General features: G+C 61.3%; 12 protein-coding genes. 5 read left to right on the forward strand and 7 right to left on the reverse strand.

Going from position 1 to position 17,430, the window contains the following annotated elements; translation table 11 throughout:
* The first annotated feature begins 98 nt into the window (after positions 1-98).
* Both AOC05_RS06785 and AOC05_RS06790 read left to right on the forward strand, forming a co-directional pair.
* Complete coding sequence (locus tag AOC05_RS06785) at positions 99-1,160, forward strand: lipoate--protein ligase family protein (protein ID WP_062006579.1); 1,062 nt, start codon at positions 99-101, stop codon at positions 1,158-1,160.
* Positions 1,161-1,237: 77 nt separating this feature from the next.
* Positions 1,238-2,227, forward strand: a complete 990-nt coding sequence (locus AOC05_RS06790) for a tellurite resistance/C4-dicarboxylate transporter family protein (protein ID WP_062006580.1) — start codon at positions 1,238-1,240, stop codon at positions 2,225-2,227.
* On the opposite strand, the gene pepN is transcribed toward AOC05_RS06790, so the two are convergent.
* From pepN to glgC, 4 genes are read right to left on the reverse strand one after another with little or no spacing between them, the layout of a single operon-like run.
* Positions 2,202-4,841: an aminopeptidase N gene (gene pepN, locus AOC05_RS06795; protein ID WP_062006581.1), complete on the reverse strand. Its 2,640-nt coding sequence runs from the start codon at positions 4,839-4,841 to the stop codon at positions 2,202-2,204. The two genes, AOC05_RS06790 and pepN, sit on opposite strands and share 26 nt — an antisense overlap.
* A 57-nt stretch (positions 4,842-4,898) precedes the next feature.
* Positions 4,899-5,975 carry a YeiH family protein gene (locus AOC05_RS06800; protein ID WP_186760428.1) on the reverse strand — a complete coding sequence of 359 codons (1,077 nt, stop codon included), beginning with the start codon at positions 5,973-5,975 and terminating at the stop codon, positions 4,899-4,901.
* Positions 5,969-7,408 carry an SDR family oxidoreductase gene (locus AOC05_RS06805; RefSeq protein WP_062006582.1) on the reverse strand — a complete coding sequence of 480 codons (1,440 nt, stop codon included), beginning with the start codon at positions 7,406-7,408 and terminating at the stop codon, positions 5,969-5,971. The genes AOC05_RS06800 and AOC05_RS06805 overlap by 7 nt, the downstream gene beginning before the upstream one ends.
* Positions 7,409-7,425: 17 nt before the next feature.
* Positions 7,426-8,835 (reverse strand): glucose-1-phosphate adenylyltransferase, encoded by a 1,410-nt coding sequence (glgC, locus tag AOC05_RS06810; protein ID WP_062006583.1) that lies wholly within the window; start codon positions 8,833-8,835, stop codon positions 7,426-7,428.
* Positions 8,836-8,938: 103 nt separating this feature from the next.
* On the opposite strand from glgC, the gene glgA reads away from it, so the two are divergent.
* Positions 8,939-10,138: a glycogen synthase gene (gene glgA / locus AOC05_RS06815; RefSeq protein ID WP_062006584.1), complete on the forward strand. Its 1,200-nt coding sequence runs from the start codon at positions 8,939-8,941 to the stop codon at positions 10,136-10,138.
* 117 nt (positions 10,139-10,255) lie between these two features.
* Here the strand turns inward: glgA and AOC05_RS06820 are convergent, their stop codons facing one another.
* Entirely contained in the window at positions 10,256-12,556 is a 2,301-nt protein-coding gene (locus AOC05_RS06820; RefSeq protein ID WP_082357814.1) for an HNH endonuclease signature motif containing protein, read from the reverse strand.
* 479 nt (positions 12,557-13,035) lie between these two features.
* On the opposite strand from AOC05_RS06820, the gene AOC05_RS06825 reads away from it, so the two are divergent.
* Together AOC05_RS06825 and AOC05_RS20070 are read left to right on the forward strand one after the other, a co-directional pair.
* A complete protein-coding gene (locus AOC05_RS06825) occupies positions 13,036-13,506 on the forward strand; it encodes a DUF6318 family protein (RefSeq protein ID WP_157374925.1) in 471 nt (156 codons plus the stop codon).
* Between the two features lie 2 nt (positions 13,507-13,508).
* Positions 13,509-14,402: a PKD domain-containing protein gene (locus AOC05_RS20070; RefSeq protein ID WP_231687190.1), complete on the forward strand. Its 894-nt coding sequence runs from the start codon at positions 13,509-13,511 to the stop codon at positions 14,400-14,402.
* Positions 14,403-14,611: 209 nt separating this feature from the next.
* Here AOC05_RS20070 and AOC05_RS06835 read toward each other — a convergent pair whose 3' ends face one another.
* A complete protein-coding gene (locus AOC05_RS06835; protein WP_062006587.1) occupies positions 14,612-16,684 on the reverse strand; it encodes an acyl-CoA dehydrogenase in 2,073 nt (690 codons plus the stop codon).
* A gap of 21 nt (positions 16,685-16,705) precedes the next feature.
* On the reverse strand, positions 16,706-17,416 hold the full coding sequence (locus AOC05_RS06840) for a TetR/AcrR family transcriptional regulator (protein ID WP_230085243.1): 711 nt from the start codon (positions 17,414-17,416) through the stop codon (positions 16,706-16,708).
* Positions 17,417-17,430 lie beyond the last annotated feature (14 nt).

The raw sequence follows: 17,430 nt of genomic DNA on the forward strand, positions 1-17,430 counted from the left end.
CCTTCAGATTAACTTGCGCAGGCCCGCTCCCATGGAGCGGGCCTGCTGCTTTTAACTCACGTTTTGCCACCGGGGCGTCATCTTGAAAGACTGCAACCATGGTTCAAACATTGCATGGCGAATATAAGGTTCATGGCGGAAAACTCGTGGTGGTCGATCTGGACAACCACGACGGGGTGCTGGCCAACGTCAGCGTCAGCGGCGACTTCTTCTTAGAACCCGACGAGGCGTTGGTTGACATCAACCATGCGCTGAACGGATTGGACGCCCGGGTCCCGGCCGCGGCCATTGCCGACGCCATCAACGAGGCCCTGCCGCCCGACGTCGTCTTATTTGGCTTCTCGGCTCAGGCCGTGGCCATTGCCGTGCGCAGGGCCCTGGCCATGGCCACCAGCTGGCACGATCACGACTGGGACATCATTGCCCCCACCATCTTGCCAACAGCGCTCAACGTGGCCTTGGATGAGGTCCTGACCCGAGAGGTGGGGGCCGGGCGCCGGAATCCCACCCTCCGTTTTTGGGACTGGAACGAGCCGTCGGTGGTCATTGGCAGTTTCCAGTCGGTGCGCAACGAACTCGAACAGGCTGGCGTTGAAAAGTACGGGATCAACGTGGTGCGCCGGATCAGCGGTGGGGGTGCCATGTTCATGGAGGCCGGCAACTGCATCACATACTCGCTGTACCTGCCGCAAACCCTCGTTGACGGGCTGACATTCGAGGATTCGTACAGGTTCCTGGACAGCTGGGTCATGGCCGCACTCGAGTCGATCGGGGTGCAGGCCTTCTACGTGCCGCTGAATGACATTGCCACCGACCAAGGCAAGATCGGCGGCGCGGCGCAAAAGCGGCTCAGCAACGGCGCCATGGTCCACCATGTGACCATGAGTTACGACATCGACGCGGACAAGATGGTCCAGATCCTGCGGATCGGCAAGGAAAAACTCTCCGATAAGGGCACCCGCTCCGCCAAGAAACGCGTTGACCCCTTGCGCCGGCAGACAGGCCTGAGCCGCGCGGAGATCCTGGCGGTCATGAGCGAGACTTTCACCCAACGCTACGGCGCAAGCCCGTCAGTTTTGAGCAGCGACGAACTGGCGGCCGCCGCACACCTGGTCGAGACCAAGTTCGGCACAGACGCCTGGCTAAACCGGATCCCGTGACACGCCCACGTCCGTTCCCCAGGGCGCCAACCCACCTACGATGGCCCAACCAGCCACCAGCAGCTTTTGCCTTCGTCATGGCAACGGGCATAATCTCTATCGCATTGCTCGATGCCGGCTGGGTAGGTGCTTCCCAGGTGCTGTTGGTGGTGGCCTCCCTTGCCTTGGTGCTGCTGACCGCCGGTCTGGTGGGGCGTATCGCCACGCGGCCCGCCTTGGTACTGGCCGACTTCCGCAATCCGCATGCAGGTTTTGGGTACCTGACCATGGTGGCAGCCTTAAATGTGGTGGGCGCCAGATTCCATGACACGGATCCGGCGATCACCTGGACCCTGGCCCTTGTGAGCATCCCGCTGTGGCTGTTCTTGGCCTACGGCGTTCCGCTTTCCATGATGCTGCGTACCGAGATCGGGCAGGGCGGGCGGCCGTTGTTGCTCCCTGTTGACGGCACCTGGTTCCTGTGGGTGGTCTCCACCCAATCGTTGTCGGTGGCGGCAGCGACCCTGGCCGCGGACGGTAAATCCACCAGCCTGCTCAGCGATGCCGCCGTCGCTTTTTGGGGCATTGGGATCATGCTGTATTTCTCTTTGACAACGCTGGTGATCCTGAGGCTTCTTGCCGGGGGCGAGAACCGCGGCGGGATCGTGCCCACAAACTGGATCTTCATGGGCGCCACCGCCATCACCGTCCTCGCCGGGTCCATGATCTTGAACCTTCCAGCCGATGTCCCCGTTCTTGGCGTTGCCGCGCCCACAGTAGGCGGCATTAGCTACCTGCTGTGGGCGTTCGGACTGTGGTGGGTGCCGCTGCTGGTGGCGTTTGGAGTGTGGCGCCACTTGGTCCGTCGTGAGCCGCTGCGCTACTCCACGGCCTTGTGGTCCATCGTGTTCCCGCTGGGCATGTTCTCAGTAGCAACGTACCGGTTCGGACACGAGAACGCTATGCCGCTGCTGGCCGTACTGGGGCAGTGGGCCACCTGGGTGGCGGTGGCGGCTTGGGCGCTGGTTGCCGCAGGTATGCTCCTGGCAGTGATACGGGTGCTCAGGAAACCACCGACTGGGCCGTGAGCGCGCGCAGCAGATGATCCCGCTGCTCCACTATCAGGCGGCGCAGGCCTGTGGCGGCACCGCCGTTGTCACTCAGCCACGCGTCGGTGCGCACCACCACCGGGTGGTCAACGGGATTCCCGCCCGACGCCAGGTCCTGATGTGCCGGGTACAGCCCGCGCACAAGCCGCCCGGCAATTTCGATGCTGCGCGTCTCCCAGACCTCCCTCAGTGACTCAAAGTATGGTTCCACAAACGGCTCAAGAAGTTCGTGTCCGCCGGCCATGAAACCTTCTAAGGTGGCGCTGAGCAGCTCATTCGTCAACAGGGTTTCCTTGACGGCATCATGCCAGGCCCGCGCCTTGACCGCCTCGGACGGGAACGACGCCCCAGCGCTCACCCTGCCAACACGGTTCTCCGCCGTCGTCAGTGAGGCCAATTCAGCATCCAATTCCGCCTCCGTCGCCAGGCCTCGCGCAGCCAGCGCCTGCCACAGCAACCACCGCAGATCGCTGTCCACACGCAATCCGGAGGGCACCCTGAGACCGTCCAAAAGCCCACGGATCCGCACCGCAGGTGTGTCGGTGCCGCGCCCCAAAGAGGCAAGCGCCCTGGCCCACACCAGTTGCTCATCACTGCCGGGCGAGGCGGCGTCGAGGTGCTCTTCGACGCCGGCCAAGAGCCCCGCCCGAACCTCGCCACGGATGTCCGGCGGGCAGTAGTTCTCGAGGGCAAAGATCGCGTTGTCCACCAGGGTCTGCAGGAGGGCGATGTCATGCTCGCCGGCTGTTTGCTCGCAGACGGCATTGATGTACAGGCGGGAGGCCATGAGAGCGTCCCGGACAGCGTTCCACATCGAGGACCAGACAAGGCTGCGCGCCAACGGGTCAACAATGGTGCCCACCGCTGACAGGGCTGTGGCGAGTGAAACACCATCAAGGCGGACCTTGGCATAGCTGAGGTCCTGGTCGTTGACGATGACTAGGGCCGGTTCGGGAAAGCCTGTCAGCTCAGGAACGATCGTCTGCGCGCCCGTCACATCGACGGTGACCGAATGGGTCCGAACCAGCTGGCCGGCGTCGTCCAGGTTGAACAAGCCCACAGCCAGCCGATGCGGACGCAGTGCCGCGAGCCCCGTAACCGGGTCCACGGCTTCCTGGGTGATGGTGAACGCCGCAATCCGCCCCTCCACCAGTCCCATGGAGGTCCCCAGCGTGGAGATGCCCGCCGTCTGGAGCCAGTCCCCGCCCCAGCTGCTCAGGTCCCGGCCACTGGCATTGCTCAGGGGGACAAGCAGGTCAGCCAGGCTGGTGTTGGAGTACTCATGAGCCTTGAAATATTCTTGCGCACCGGTGATGAACGCCTCCTGGCCCACATAGGCCACCAACTGTTTCAGGACCGAGGCGCCCTTCGCATAGGTGATGCCGTCAAAATTCTGCTTCGCTGCTTCCAGATCTGGGATGTCAGCCACGATGGGGTGCGTGGTGGGAAGCTGGTCCTGGACATAGGCCCACGCCTTGCGGCGGCTGGCGAAAAGCGTCCACGACTTCTCACCCCACTCGGTCACTTCAGCCACGGCAAGGTGGCCCATGAAATCGGCAAATGACTCCTTCAGCCACAGATCGTCCCACCAGCTCATGGTCACCAGGTCGCCAAACCACATGTGAGCCATCTCGTGCATGATCGTGTTGGCCCGCTGCTGGTACTGGGTGTCGGTGGCCCGGGAGGTGTGGATGTAATGCTCGGTGAAGGTCACCAGTCCGGGATTCTCCATGGCGCCCAAATTATATTCCGGGACAAATGCCTGATCGTACTTGCCGAACGGGTAAGGGTAGTCAAAAAGGTCGTTGAAGTAGGCGAGTCCGGCCTTGGTCACGGCAAAAATGGGGTCCGTGTCAAACTTGGCGGACAGGGACGCCCGGCAATAGGCGGTCAACGGGATCTCCAGTTCGGTACCTGCGTGCGCACTGTCCATGCCGAAGGTCATGCTGAAATGGTCCGAGACCTTGAAATATGGGCCGGCCAGGATGGTGGTGATGTAGGTGGAGATGGGCAAGGTGGTGGCAAAGTCCCACGTTCCACCGATCGCCAGGCCATCGGCATCGACCGCCGTGTCACTGTAGTCGGAGACCACCTGGTTTGAGGCCACTTCCCAATCCGACGGCGCACTGACGTGAAAGGTGAACGCCGCCTTCAGGTCTGGCTGTTCGAAGTTTGCGAAGACGCGCCGGGCGTCGGCTGGCTCGTATTGGGTGTAGGTGTAGACCTTGGAATCTGCGGGGTCCACGAACCGGTGCAGGCCCTCCCCGCTACTGGAGTAGGCGGCTGTGGCCTTAACCGTGACCACATTCTCACGGGCCAGTTGCGGGAGGTGGATGCGGGCGCCGTCGACCACGTCCGCCAGATCCAGGAAGGCCCCATTGAGTTCCACGGATTCCACGCTCAGACCAATGAAGTCCAGGAACGTGCTGCTGCCGGGTGTGGCTGCGTCAAAGGTGATGACACTTTGCGTGGGGAAGCCCTGTTCGTCCAGGTTTTGGGCGTTGCTGACGTCCACGCGAACGTCGTAGTGATGTACGGTGAGCAGGGCTTTTCGCGCGGAAGCCTCGGCGCGGCCTAAGTTTGAATTCGACACTCTTTCATTGAACCATGGACCGGCAACCTTAGGCCCTCCCTTCCCCGAACCAGCCTTCTACACTGACATCAGGTGCACGGCGCCAAAGGCCAGCGCTGCAATGAGCACCCATGAGCAAAGGGCCATGATGGTGGCCCTGACACCGGTACGCAGCAGTTCACGGATCCGCACCGACGCCCCCAAGCCAAACAACGCCGCACCTAGGGCCACGTCCTGGGCCGTGGCGCCGGCCTCGACCAGCCCCGCCGGCAGCCATCCGCTGGTGCGCAGCACAATCATCGCCAAAAATCCGAGTACAAACAGTGGAATGACGGGTGGGAACCGTGGTGTCTGGGATACGTCCGCGTGGGGATCCGCCGCGACCGCTGCTTGCGCCAGGCGGCTGTGCCGGCGTCGTTCCATACCGCCTACGACACCCACGATGGGGGCCAAAAGCATGACCCTGGTGAGCTTGACGATGATGGCAGCGCTGAGGGCCACGGCGCCGGCGGTCTGGGCGGTCGCCACCACCTGGCCGACGTCGTGCACGCCAGCACCCACCCACTGGCCAAACTGCAGCGGATTCAGGCCCAGCGGGTTCATCAGCAGTGGCAAGACCCCGATGGCGAGTGTGCCGCACAGGGTCACCAGGGCCACGGGCAGAACGGTGTCGCTGTGTTTGGTGCCCTTGACGGCGGCCATGGCGCCAATCGCGGAGGCACCACAAATGGAGAACCCGGTGGCGATCAGTAGGGGCGTGTCGCCCTCCAGTCTGAACAGCTTGCCCAGCGCGTAGGTGCCGGCGAAGCTGAGCAGCACTACGCCCACGATCAACGCCACACTGACCCAGCCAAGGTTCATGACATCGCCAAGGCTGAGCTTCAGGCCCAGGAAGACGATGCCCACCCGCATCAGGTGCTTGCCGGAGAAGTTCAGTCCGGCCCGCCAGGGCCCCTCGCACAGGACGGCGGTACCCGGCAGGTTTACCGCGGCAATGCCCAGGACGACGGCGATGGTCATGGCCGGCAGCATCGGCACGACACTGTGGACCAGCAAGGAGACGACGACGGCGACCAGGGCAGCGGCCAGGCCTGGAATGAATGGTTGCGTGCGCGTCCACCAGGTGGGTGAGCCGCTTTCGGCACGATTTACCACGGGCTGGGCTTGTAGTCCTTGAGGAAGACGCCATACTGGTCCACACCACTTTCACCCATCACGATGGGGTCATAGACGCGTGCCGCTCCGTCCACAAGGTCCAGGGGTGCGTGGAACCCTTCCTCGGCCAGCCTGACCTTGGTGTAGTGGGGTCGTTCATCGGTGATCCAGCCAGTGTCCACGGCTGTCATGAGGATTCCGTCAGCCTCAAGCATCTCTGCCGCGCTGGTCCGGGTCAGCATGTTCAGGGCCGCCTTGGCCATGTTGGTGTGCGGATGGCCGGGGCCTTTGTAGGCGCGGGCGAACTGCCCTTCCATGGCGGACACGTTGACGATATATTTGCGGTCGGCCGTGGAAGCGGCCATGGCCGGACGCAGGCGTGAGACGAGGAGGAACGGGGCGGTGACGTTGCACAGCTGAACCTCAAGCATCTCCAAGGGGTCCACCTGGTCCACCACTTGGGTCCAACTGTTGATGGCGGCGACATCCGGAACGAGTCCACCTGCGTCAATGGCGGTTCCTGCGGCTAGGCGCTCCAGGGACGCGGAGCCCATGGACATGGCCAAGGCTGCAAGCTCGTTGCCACCAAGTTTGGGATGTTCAGACATCTGGCTGGCCAGCGCGAGCGGGTGCTTGTCGTGGGCGTGTCCGAACGTCACCAGCTCCGGCATGGGAGTGTCGGTGGGAAGCGGTTCAAGCTCGGCGTCGACAAGTGGCTTGTAGGCGTTGCCTGAACGGCGGACGGTTTGGGCCGCGTTGTTGATGATGATATCCAGTGGACCAGCCGCGGTGAGCGAGTCCGTCAAGGCGATGACCTGGGCCGGGTCGCGGAGGTCAATGCCGACAATTTGCAGCCGGTCAAGCCATTCGCCGCTGTCTTCCATGGCGGCAAAACGGCGGGCAGCATCCTTGGGGAAGCGTGTGGTGATGGTGGTGTGCGCTCCGTCCCGCAACAGCCGCAAGGCGATGTACATGCCAATTTTCGCGCGTCCACCAGTCAACAGCGCCCGTTTTCCGCTCAGGTCTGTTTTAGCATCCCGCTTGGAGTGGTTGAAAGTGGCGCACTCCGGACACAACTGATGGTAGAAGGCATCGACGTGGGTGTAATGAGTTTTGCAAATGTAGCAGGGGCGGGAACGTTGCAGCGTTCCTGCCATTTTGCCTGTGGTGGAGGTCGTGAGTTTGTTGCCTCGTGTTTCATCATCAATACGGTCCGGGGCAGCGGTGGCCGTTTTTGCTATAACAGCCCGGTCGGCGTCATTAATGGCGTCACGCTTAACAATTCGACGATGGCGTTTAACCGCCTTAAACATCTTGCCGGTGGCACGGCGAACATTCACATAATCTGGATGTTCTTCGTCATATTCATGGATACTTTCCAAAACCTTAAGACAGTTTTGAATTTCCTCGGGCGTCAAATTTGCAGCGGTCACACCCCAATATTAGCCTCTTAGTTACGGGTTGCCGACTCCACCGCCTCCAACTGGTTACTCACCACCAGATCCACCGTCTCTTGGGAGACTTGATCGCGGCCGATAGCCAAGGCCAACGCCTCCGGCAGCTCAGCTGCGGCAGCCTTTGACAGCTCAATTTCGCGCGCGTCAGGCGCCGGGACCTGCTGGCCCTTGCTCAGGACGGTCAATCCGGATTCGGTGATGATGAAACCTCGGGCCCTGTCCAGGTCCGCGTCGACCCCGATGGTGGCACCCGCTGGAATCCGCACGTTCTTATCAATGATGGCTCGCCTGATGACCGCACCTGGCCCCACCACCACCTTGTCCATCAGAACCGAGTCCTGAACCCTGGCACCGGTGCCAACGTAGACGTCGTTGGAAAGCACCGAGCTCTCCACCACGCCGCCAGAGACCACCACACCATTAGCCACAATGGAATCCAATGCTGCACCAATGGAGTTGTGTTCGCCACGGACGAACTTCGCCGGGGGTGAAACAGTGCTGCGGGTGAAGATGGGCCATGAGCGATTGTAAAGGTTGAACACAGGGACAGGGGAGATCAGGTCCATGTGGGCGTCGTAGAAAGAGTCGATTGTGCCCACGTCGCGCCAGTAGTTTCGGTCCCGGTCGGTGGCATCGGGGATGTCATTGGTGGAGAAGTCGTACACATAGGCCTCGTCGCGGTTGACGAAGTACGGAATGATGTCTCCACCCATGTCGTTCTTTGTGTCGTCTTTCGCCGCGTCCTGTTCAAGAGCCTCAACCAGTGCGTCGGCGTCGAATACGTAGTTGCCCATGGAGGCAAGGAACTGATGGGGCGCGTCCGGGAGGCCGGCGGTGGATACGGGCTTTTCCACGAACGCTGAAATTTTGTGGGCGCCAATCGCGCCAGGTACTTCCGCATTATCGATCTCGATGACACCAAACTGATCTGCCATCTCCAAAGGTTGGCGGACGGCGGCAACGGTGGCCCGTGCACCTGAATTGATGTGGCTCTGGACCATCTGTTCAAAGTCCATCCGGTACACGTGGTCGGCCCCAACCACCACAACAATGTCTGGTTCGGCGTCGCCGATGAGGTTCATGGACTGGTAGATGGCGTTGGCGCTGCCTAGGAACCAGCTTTTTCCGCGGCGCTGTTGTGCGGGAACGGACGCCACGTAGTTGCCCAATTGGGTGGACATCCTCCACGTCTCCGAAATGTGGCGGTCCAAACTGTGTGACTTGTATTGGGTCAACACCACAATTTTGAAGTACCCGGAGTTCGCGAGATTTGATAATGCAAAATCGACTAGTCGAAATCCGGCAAAGGGTACTGCGGGTTTCGCACGGTCTGCTGTCAGGGGCATCAATCGTTTGCCCTCGCCGCCTGCTAGTACAATCGCCAGAACTTTCTTGACTGACATGTCACAACCTCCGACGGCTTCAATGTTGCTATAAGTAGCGTTCATGAACGGATCGAACACCTTCACACTAGAACAAACTCTCTGGAGAGACTAGCTTGAGAGTGTGCGTATCGATATTGTGACAAAAGAATTCCCTCCGGAGATATATGGCGGTGCCGGTGTGCATGTGGCCGAGCTCAGTCGGGTGTTGGCAGCCAAGGTTGACTTGCGGGTTCACGCCTTTGGCGCCGACCGTGAACGTGACTTCCACGGCGCCACCGTTTCGTCGTATGAAAACCTGCCCCAACTCAATGGTTCCAACCCGGCGATGCAGACCCTGGGAGTGGATCTGAGGATTGTTCCCGACATTGCCGGGGCCGATCTGGTGCACTCACACACCTGGTATGCAAATATGGCCGGGCATTTGGCGTCTCTCCTGCATGGCATCCCGCATGTCCTCAGCGCTCATAGCCTGGAACCGCTGCGCCCTTGGAAGGCTGAGCAGCTCGGCGGCGGTTATGCGCTTTCGTCGTGGGTAGAGAAAACCTCGTATGAGGCTGCCGCAGCCATCATCGCCGTCTCCGACGGGATGCGTCAGGATATTTTGCGCAGCTACCCTGACGTTGACCCTGCCAAGGTGAAGGTGATCCACAATGGCATCGATGTATCCATGTGGTGCCCCGATGAGAAGGACGACGTCGTACGCTCCCTGGGCATCGATCCCTCACGTCCTAGCGTGGTGTGGGTGGGCCGTGTCACCCGCCAGAAGGGTGTCCCCTACCTTTTGAAGGCGGCCGCTGCGTTGCCTCCCGAGGTGCAGCTGGTTTTGTGTGCAGGTGCCGCCGACACACCTGAGTTGGGCGCCGAGGTCAATTCGCTCATCGAAGGGCTCAAAGCCCAACGCGACGGTGTGATCGTGATGGAACGGATGCTGCCCCGAAATGAACTCATTCAAGTCCTCAGCCATGCCACCGTTTTTGCCTGTCCTTCAATATACGAGCCCCTCGGCATCGTGAACCTGGAAGCCATGGCATGCGGCGCGGCTGTCGTGGCCAGTGCCACCGGTGGCATCCCGGAGGTTATCGTCCACGGGGAGACAGGTTTGTTGGTACCGCTGGAACAAGTTTCCGATGGCACGGGCACGCCATTGGATCCCGAGAAGTTTGTCGCTGACTTTGCCGCTGCCTTGATCGAGGTTGTCAACGATCCGGCGAGGGCTCGCACGATGGGGGAGAAGGGCCGCATCCGTGCCCAAGACCATTTCTCCTGGGAGTCAATCGTTGATCAGACGCTTGGGGTCTACCGCAGCGTCTTGCCCCACTAGACCTCTACTGTCCCTGTGCTCGAGCTTGACCAGACCCGGCGGCCTGGCCCAGACCCGGCGGCCTGGCCCAGACCCGGCGGCCTGGCCCAGACCCGGCGGCCTGGCCCATCCCGGTGGTCAGGGCGGCGTGTTCTGGTTGTAGGGGCTGGTGGGGATGCCGTGGTGGTAGTTGTTGCGGCGTTTTTTGCTGCTGGGGTCCAGGCGATAAGGCGGGGTGAAGTATGGGGTGCCGTTGATGAGTTTGATCGTCCAGTCGGTGCGGTGAATGAGGTGGTGATGGTAGGAACAGAGGAGGCAGGCGTTGGCGATGGAGGTTTCTCCGCCGTCGCTCCAAGGAATGATGTGGTGACCTTCGCATTGGTAGGCAGTGGCGGTGCAGTCGGGGAAGGAGCAGCCCAGATCGCGGGCGATAAGGATTTTACGCTGGGCTCGTGTGAATAGTCGTTGGGTTCGTCCGACATTGAGGATTTCTTGGCCTTTGCCGAAGTAGAGGTGGGTGATGTCGGCGTCGCAGATTTCTTCTTCAAACATGGTGAGGGGAACGGGGCCACTGAACGGGGCCAGGGCGGTGCCGGATTTATCTTGTCTGTGCCGGTCGAGGTCTTCTTGGGTGGTGGTGATGATCAGTTGCGTTTTCAGGCCACCATGCGTGGGTAGTTTCCCGGTGCGGGCGGCCAGCTTCAAGCAGTCAATGAGACCGTCAAGGAGGCGTTGGGCGTGGGTTCGCCGGTCTTTGACCGCCGTATCGGTGCTGTTTGGATCGATCGGGTCCCAACCCTCGAGCTCGACCCACACTCCCGGATCCGGCTTGGATCCCGTTGCAGCGATCCTCACACCCTCAACATTCTCAGTATTCTCAGACCAAGGACTCCGGTCCCCTTCCACTCCCGTCACTCCCGGCGCAGCCTCAACCCCGGCACCATCGGTAGCCCCTGTGCATGTGCCTAGCAGCGGGGCGCCGGGCAGCGGAGTGCCGGTGGTGGTGTCGGGTGTCTGGTCCCAACCGATGGGGGTCACTGGTAGTGGTTCGTTCCACAGCCAGGACAGGTCATCTCCCGCAGCGTCGGTGTCGGGATCTGGGGGTTTTTCCCAGCCGATGCCCACAGAATCCGTGGCGGGGCTCAGCCACAACGAGGGAACCAGCTTCGGTGGTGTCATTGCATTCGTCGCCGGCTCAGCCGGTGCGGGTGTGGGCATAGTTTCAGCCTCGAAGCCCGCAGGTGCTCTGCTCCCGTCCTTACGAGCCCCGTCGTTTGGAGTGCTGTCTACACCGGTGCCGTCGTGGTCGGTGCCGTCGTGGTCTGTACCATCGTGGTCCGCACTGTTGTTGACGAGGTCTTTCAGGGTGGCGAGATCACTGAACAGGCTCTCCTGCCCGCGGGTGGCACCCTCCAGGCCACCACGACCACTGCTGCTACGACCGGTACTCCCGAAAGTACTACTTTGGGTGGTTTCGTCGCCATTACTGGGGCCGCTTGTAGTTCCGTCGACGGTGTCGTTGGGGGGTGCTTTTTGTTTGTTGTTGGCCCAGTCGAGGTAGACCTTGGATTGTTCGTATTGGAGTACTGTCATGTGGCCCTCGAAGTGGACCAGGCCGCGGCGGGGTTGGCGGAAGAAGATGCCTTGTTTGGCTAGCAGGGCCCCTTCGGTGGGTTGTTGCCCATCGGGGTCCAGGTGGTTCAAGATCCGCTGCCCGACCCGGCGCAAGTGATCCGGGGCTTCCTCCTTGGCGTACGTGGTGAGTGTCTGCTCAATGTCGTCGCGTTGCTTCACTGGGATGCGCCCTGCATCGGCAAGGTCAATAGCGTTATCAAGGTAGTGGGCGGCCATCATGGCCTGATCCGGTGAAAGGTCCCCGCTCAAGAACGCTGAGCCGAGCACGGGTTGCCGCACCGGGGTAACCACCGTGGTCAGCGGGTCAGTGGTGGGGAAGAATCGCTTGGCCAGGTGAAGACGCCGGTTCGCTTCGCTCTTACTGAGCAGCAAGGACTGCACCAGCAACGCTGTCGGGTTACTGGCCCCGTCTTCAATAAACCGACCTGCCTGGACCCTGCGTTCCAAGTCTCCGGCCGACTGCACCAACAACGCCTGGGTAAACCGGTTTAGCTGCTCTAAACAGTGCGCCCATTCAACCGCCGCAGCATCACTGAAAGACCCCAAATCCACCCCCAGCGCGGCAGTAACCAAAGCGGCTGAACCCCCACCAACAGGCAAATCAGCAGGCGGGTCTGTGAGTGGGTCTGTGGGCGGGGTAGCGGAAGCAGTATCAGCTCCCGTTCCTGTTGAGGCGGCGGTTGTTCGGAGGGCGGCGGCCGTGAGGGCCCGTGCCAGGGAGAGCAGTTGGTGAAGACGATCACCAACACTCTTGCCATCAGGGGTGGAGCCGGGAAACCCGGGCATCCTTGCCGTTGCATCCATACTCCTAGTTTACTTAATCACACTGACATTGTTCGAGCTAATTCCTAGTCAGTGGATATCGTTCGAACATAACTATCATGTGGAGGGCGGAACATATTCCAACACCCCTGAAACAGGTCATCCCGGTGTGGACTGGAGATGGTGTTGTGGATAACTCGTGGCGTGTTTCCTACTTTGGGTCTAGGTTGGGAACTATCGCAAATTAGGTCCCGGCCAGGCGGGGACAGTAACGAGACCCGCGGGGGCTTGAGATGACCGATGCAGCAGCACGTCCGCCAGCACCTGCATGCCAGCGCGGGGCACGCCAGCGCACGACCCGGCAGGTCGCGGCGATCGCGGCACTGCTGCTGTTGCTGGCCGGTTGCACCACGAGCCCCACCCCACCCACTTCCAACGGCCCTGTTGCGGGGCAATCACCGGCAGCCACCCAGGTTGACACACCGCCGCCCTCTCCGGGCCCGGCGCCCGTACCGGCCTACATGCCCGCAACCGCCGATGCGCCCGCACAAAACGTCCCCACCCCCGTCCTTCCAGAGAAGGCCAGGGAATTCAGCAAAGAGGGCCTCGAAGCCTTCGCCCGCCACTGGTACAGCACTCTCGGCTACGCTTACGAAACAGGCGACTTAGCACCAATGACAGCCATAACCGACCCAGGATGCAAGACCTGCGCTGGCGCCAAGACAAGCATTACGACAATCTATGGAGATGGTGGCTGGATTGTGGGTGCGAAAGTCACGATCGATTCTTCCACCAGCAATTTTGCAGTTGTACCCGACGGCACATATCAGGCGATCGTTTGGGTACAACAAGAAGCGGGCACAACCTACCTTGCCGATGGCTCTTCTCTTGCCCCAAAGCCAGCAAGTATTTCACGGCCAGACATCGTAGTTGCGGCCTTTCAGCAAGGGCAATGGAAGACGATGAAAGCTGAGCATCTAACCAAGGAATAACAGTGAAAAATCGATTGGCAACCTCGGGTCTTGGCACAGCTCTATGGCTATTGTGCGCACTTCTGCCAACGACACTGGTCCAAAGCAGCTCAGGCGACAGCGGATATTGGGACGATGAAAACGTCGATGTGGAAATCTGGGAAAAGACGCCGGAAGGGGACTACTACGGCCATTCACCGTCCACAGGACCGTCTGATCCGTTCGTCTATAAAACTGAAGTGAGTTGCAAAGTCGGAGATGACGCACTCCTCCAGCTCTGTCTCGCCACACTTCAGCCTTGTGCTGCCGGAGCAGATGGAATCCACGTCGACTGGTACCGAATGCTCGCAGATGGTTCCGATCAGACCTGGCGCCTCTATGTTTCTGGTGATTGCGTTTATGGCGAGAAACCCCGGGACATCCTCGCCGAAATCGCCGCACAAATCAGCAACGAATTCCAACAAACACCCATCGCCCCAGCCACCCTCGGCAGCCAACCCGGGCCCCACACCCTCCGCGGCCAAGAAACCAACCTCCACGCCCACGCCACCGAACAAACCTTCAACCTCACCATGCTCGGCCAACACATCACCATCACCGCCACCCCCGCCGCCTACACCTTCAACTACGGCGACGGCACCACCCGCGGACCCACCACCAGCCCCGGCGCACCCCTACCCGAAAACAGAATCGGCGAACAAACCCAAACCAGCCATGCCTACACCACCACCGGCCACCACACCATCACCCTCACCACCCACTTCAACGGCCACTACACCGTCAACAACGGACCCACACTCCCCATCGCCGACCAAGGCCACATCACCTCAGCACCCCTAAACCTCACCGTCTGGCGCGCCATCACCCGCAACTACGCCGAGAACTGCATCACCAACCCCCAAGGCACCGGCTGCTAACCACCAATGAGCCAACCGCCATTCAGCGAAGTCCCGCAACCCCACCAACCCCGCCCGCAGCAGAGCCCTGTTCATTGCCTGCGACCGCACTGGGCGACGACTAGGTGACGATCAAACGACGGCGGCGGCACCCACACCGGGTGCCGCCGCCGTCGTTCCAGCTCCGAACAGCTCCGGAACAATTCCGCAAAAAGCCCTTCGAACCGACGTTACTTCTTCGCGGAGGCCTTGGCCCGCTGAATGAGGACTTTCTCATCCACTGGCCCGTCGGAACTGGCACGCTGGATGCGGAAGTAGTCGCGGGCCTCATCCTGACGCTCACGTTCAATGCCCGTGGCGATGGTGGCCCGCAGATGCTCGGGGCCGTAGCCAAACGCGTCCACCAGATCGAGGGCATGCGGGCGCAGCTTAGCCAGCAGCCTGTTGATGTACGGTCCCAGGGTGCGGGCGCGTTGCATCGAAACCCGACCGTTCATCAGGTACCAGTCGAGGTGCTTTTCAATCAGGCCGAGGCCAAAGAGATCACGCAGGCGGGTCAGGACCTTCTTGGTGCCGGCGTCCTCCACCCGGTGCAAGGCCTCAGTGAACGCCTCCCACTGCAGGAGTTCGGCATGGGCGCGTGCGGCTTCAATCAACTCGTTTTGATTGTCATTGAAGATCTCAGCCGCCTTGTCCTTGGGTAGCTTGGCAGCTTCCTTCAGCGCACCGGCGACGTCGGCCACCATAGTCTGGACCCGGCCCACCAGCAGCTCATGCTGTGTGTCCTCGTCCTTCAGCGCCTTGGCGGACTTCTGCGGGGATCCGCTGTCGGCCACGAACTGGGCCACTTGGCGCAGTCCGGTCCTGTTCAGGGTCAAATCTGCCGCCTGCCCGACGACGAAGCGGGCCAGCACGCCAAAGTCCAGGTTGCGGAATTCCTTGCTGTAATCAGCCAGCAACCGCTTGGCCACGAGTTGGAGCAGCACCGTATTGTCGCCCTCAAATGTGGCATAAACATCCAGGTCGGCGCGCAGCGAGGTGAAACGGTTCTCCACCATGAAGCCAGCCCCGCCACACGCCTCCCGGCACTCCTGCAAGGTGTCCAGGGCATGCCAGGTCGTCATGGACTTCAGCGCAGCGGCCAAGGTTTCCAGGTCTTGGCGGTCCTCGTCGCTGTCGTGGGCTCCGGAGAACACGCCGTCGAACTTCACCAGCAACTGCTCGTGGGCAAACGTCGCAGCATACGTCGTTGCCAGCAGGGGAAGCAGCCGGCGCTGGTGGCGCTGGTAGTCCATCAGGACCACTTCCTCGGTGTCCGACGCGGCGTTGAACTGGCGGCGCTCGGTGGCGTACTGGATGGCAATCTTCAGGGCAACCTTCGACGCGGCTACGGCGGCCCCGTTCAAGGAGACGCGTCCCTGGACCAGTGTTCCGAGCATGGTGAAGAAGCGCCGTCCGGGGCTGGCGATGGGGGAGGAGTAGACGCCGTCGGCTGTGACGTCGCCGTAGCGGTTGAGCAGGTTGGACCGGGGGATGCGGACGTTGTTGAAGCACAGGCGCCCGTTGTCGATCCCGTTGAGCCCACCCTTGATGCTGTCGTCCAGGCCGTCGATGCCGGGGAAGAACTCCTTGGTGGCGGGATCGCGCAGCTGAACATAGAACGCGTGCACGCCATGGTTCACCCCGCGGGTGATCAGCTGGGCGAAGACGACGGCGGCCAGGCCGTCCACGGCGGCATTGCCGATGTATTCCTTCCAGGCCGCGCGGAACGGTGTGTTGATGACAAATTCCCCGGTGGACGAATCGTAAGTTGCTGTGGTGGCAATTGAGGCGACGTCGGAGCCGTGCCCGATCTCCGTCATGGCGAAGCAGCCCGGAATTTCCAAGGACATGATGCCGGGGAGCCACTTGTCCTGGTGTTCAGCGCTACCCAGGTGCATTACGGCGGAACCGAACAGGCCCCACTGCACCCCTGCCTTGATCTGCACCGAGGGGTCCGCAAGGACAAGTTCCTCAAACCCGGCAACGTTACCGCCATGGTCGTCGTTACCACCGAGACGGGACGGAAACGCGCGGTGCACGCCGTCCTGTTGCACCAGGATGCCCAGCTGCTTGAATGCCCGCAAACGGTGCTCGGTGTGGCTCAGGCCCTCCACCTTGTGCAGCTCCGGATTACCAGCCAGCGCCCTGGCTTGGCGGCGAACATCCGCCCAATTGCCTAATAGCAACTCACCGAGTGCAGCGACGTCCACTGTGTGGCCGTCGCTGGCGGGCGCTGTGGTTGATGTCATTACTTCCGTCATGGAATTCCTTAGGGTGTGAAATTACTGGACAAGGGGTGATTGTGAAGAAATTTGTGCTCCGACACCGTCGATGAGCCAGGTGGTGATCTGTTGGGCCATGGCGCCATGGTCAGGTTTGCTTGGGGCCGGGGGAGTCTTCAGCCACAGCTCACCAGCGGTCCGGACCAGCCCAATGGCCGCTGTCGGCCAGTAGCCAAGAAAGGGTGGGTTCGCGCCACCGAGCATCTCCTGCAGCGGTTCAGAAATCATGCCGGCAACCGACTCAAAGAAGCCGCTGAGTTCGCCGGTCTGCTGCGAGTCGCCATCGCTTTGGGACGTCACAAAGAGATAGACGTTGGGGGAGGTCTCGGCCATCTGCAGGTATGCCTCAACCATGTTCACCAGGCCCTCCCTCGGGGTCCGGGCGGTGCTCCGTGCTGCCGCGATGCTCTCCTGCATCTGCCCGATCACTACTTTGCCAACCGCCTTTTGCAGCCCGGCTTTGTCGCCGAAGTAGCGGTAAAAGACGGATTTTGAGGTGCCTGCCTTGGCTGCGATGTCCTCCATGGACGCGTCGGAGCCTAGGCGGTGGATGGCTCGGCGGGTGGCCTTGATGAGCTCACGACGGCGTTCCTCCCGGTGCGCGTCCCATCTCACCGAACGCCCATCAGTGGCGGGCGTCCCCAGAACCGTGGAGTCGTCAGCTGTTGCTGGGGATTCAGTTGCGGCCAGCCCGCTCTGTAGCGTGTTCACGATACTCAGCGTAT

This window comes from Arthrobacter alpinus (assembly GCF_001294625.1).
Taxonomy (GTDB): Bacteria; Actinomycetota; Actinomycetes; order Actinomycetales; family Micrococcaceae; genus Specibacter; species Specibacter alpinus_A.

Coding starts and splice junctions, on each gene's coding strand:
- AOC05_RS06835 (WP_062006587.1), bottom strand. CDS start 16,684: ATGACGGAAGTAATGACATCAACCACAGCGCCCGCCAGCGACGGCCAC.
- AOC05_RS06790 (WP_062006580.1), top strand. CDS start 1,238: ATGGCAACGGGCATAATCTCTATCGCATTGCTCGATGCCGGCTGGGTA.
- AOC05_RS06785 (WP_062006579.1), top strand. CDS start 99: ATGGTTCAAACATTGCATGGCGAATATAAGGTTCATGGCGGAAAACTC.
- AOC05_RS06820 (WP_082357814.1), bottom strand. CDS start 12,556: ATGGATGCAACGGCAAGGATGCCCGGGTTTCCCGGCTCCACCCCTGAT.
- glgC (WP_062006583.1), bottom strand. CDS start 8,835: ATGTCAGTCAAGAAAGTTCTGGCGATTGTACTAGCAGGCGGCGAGGGC.
- AOC05_RS06825 (WP_157374925.1), top strand. CDS start 13,036: ATGCCCGCAACCGCCGATGCGCCCGCACAAAACGTCCCCACCCCCGTC.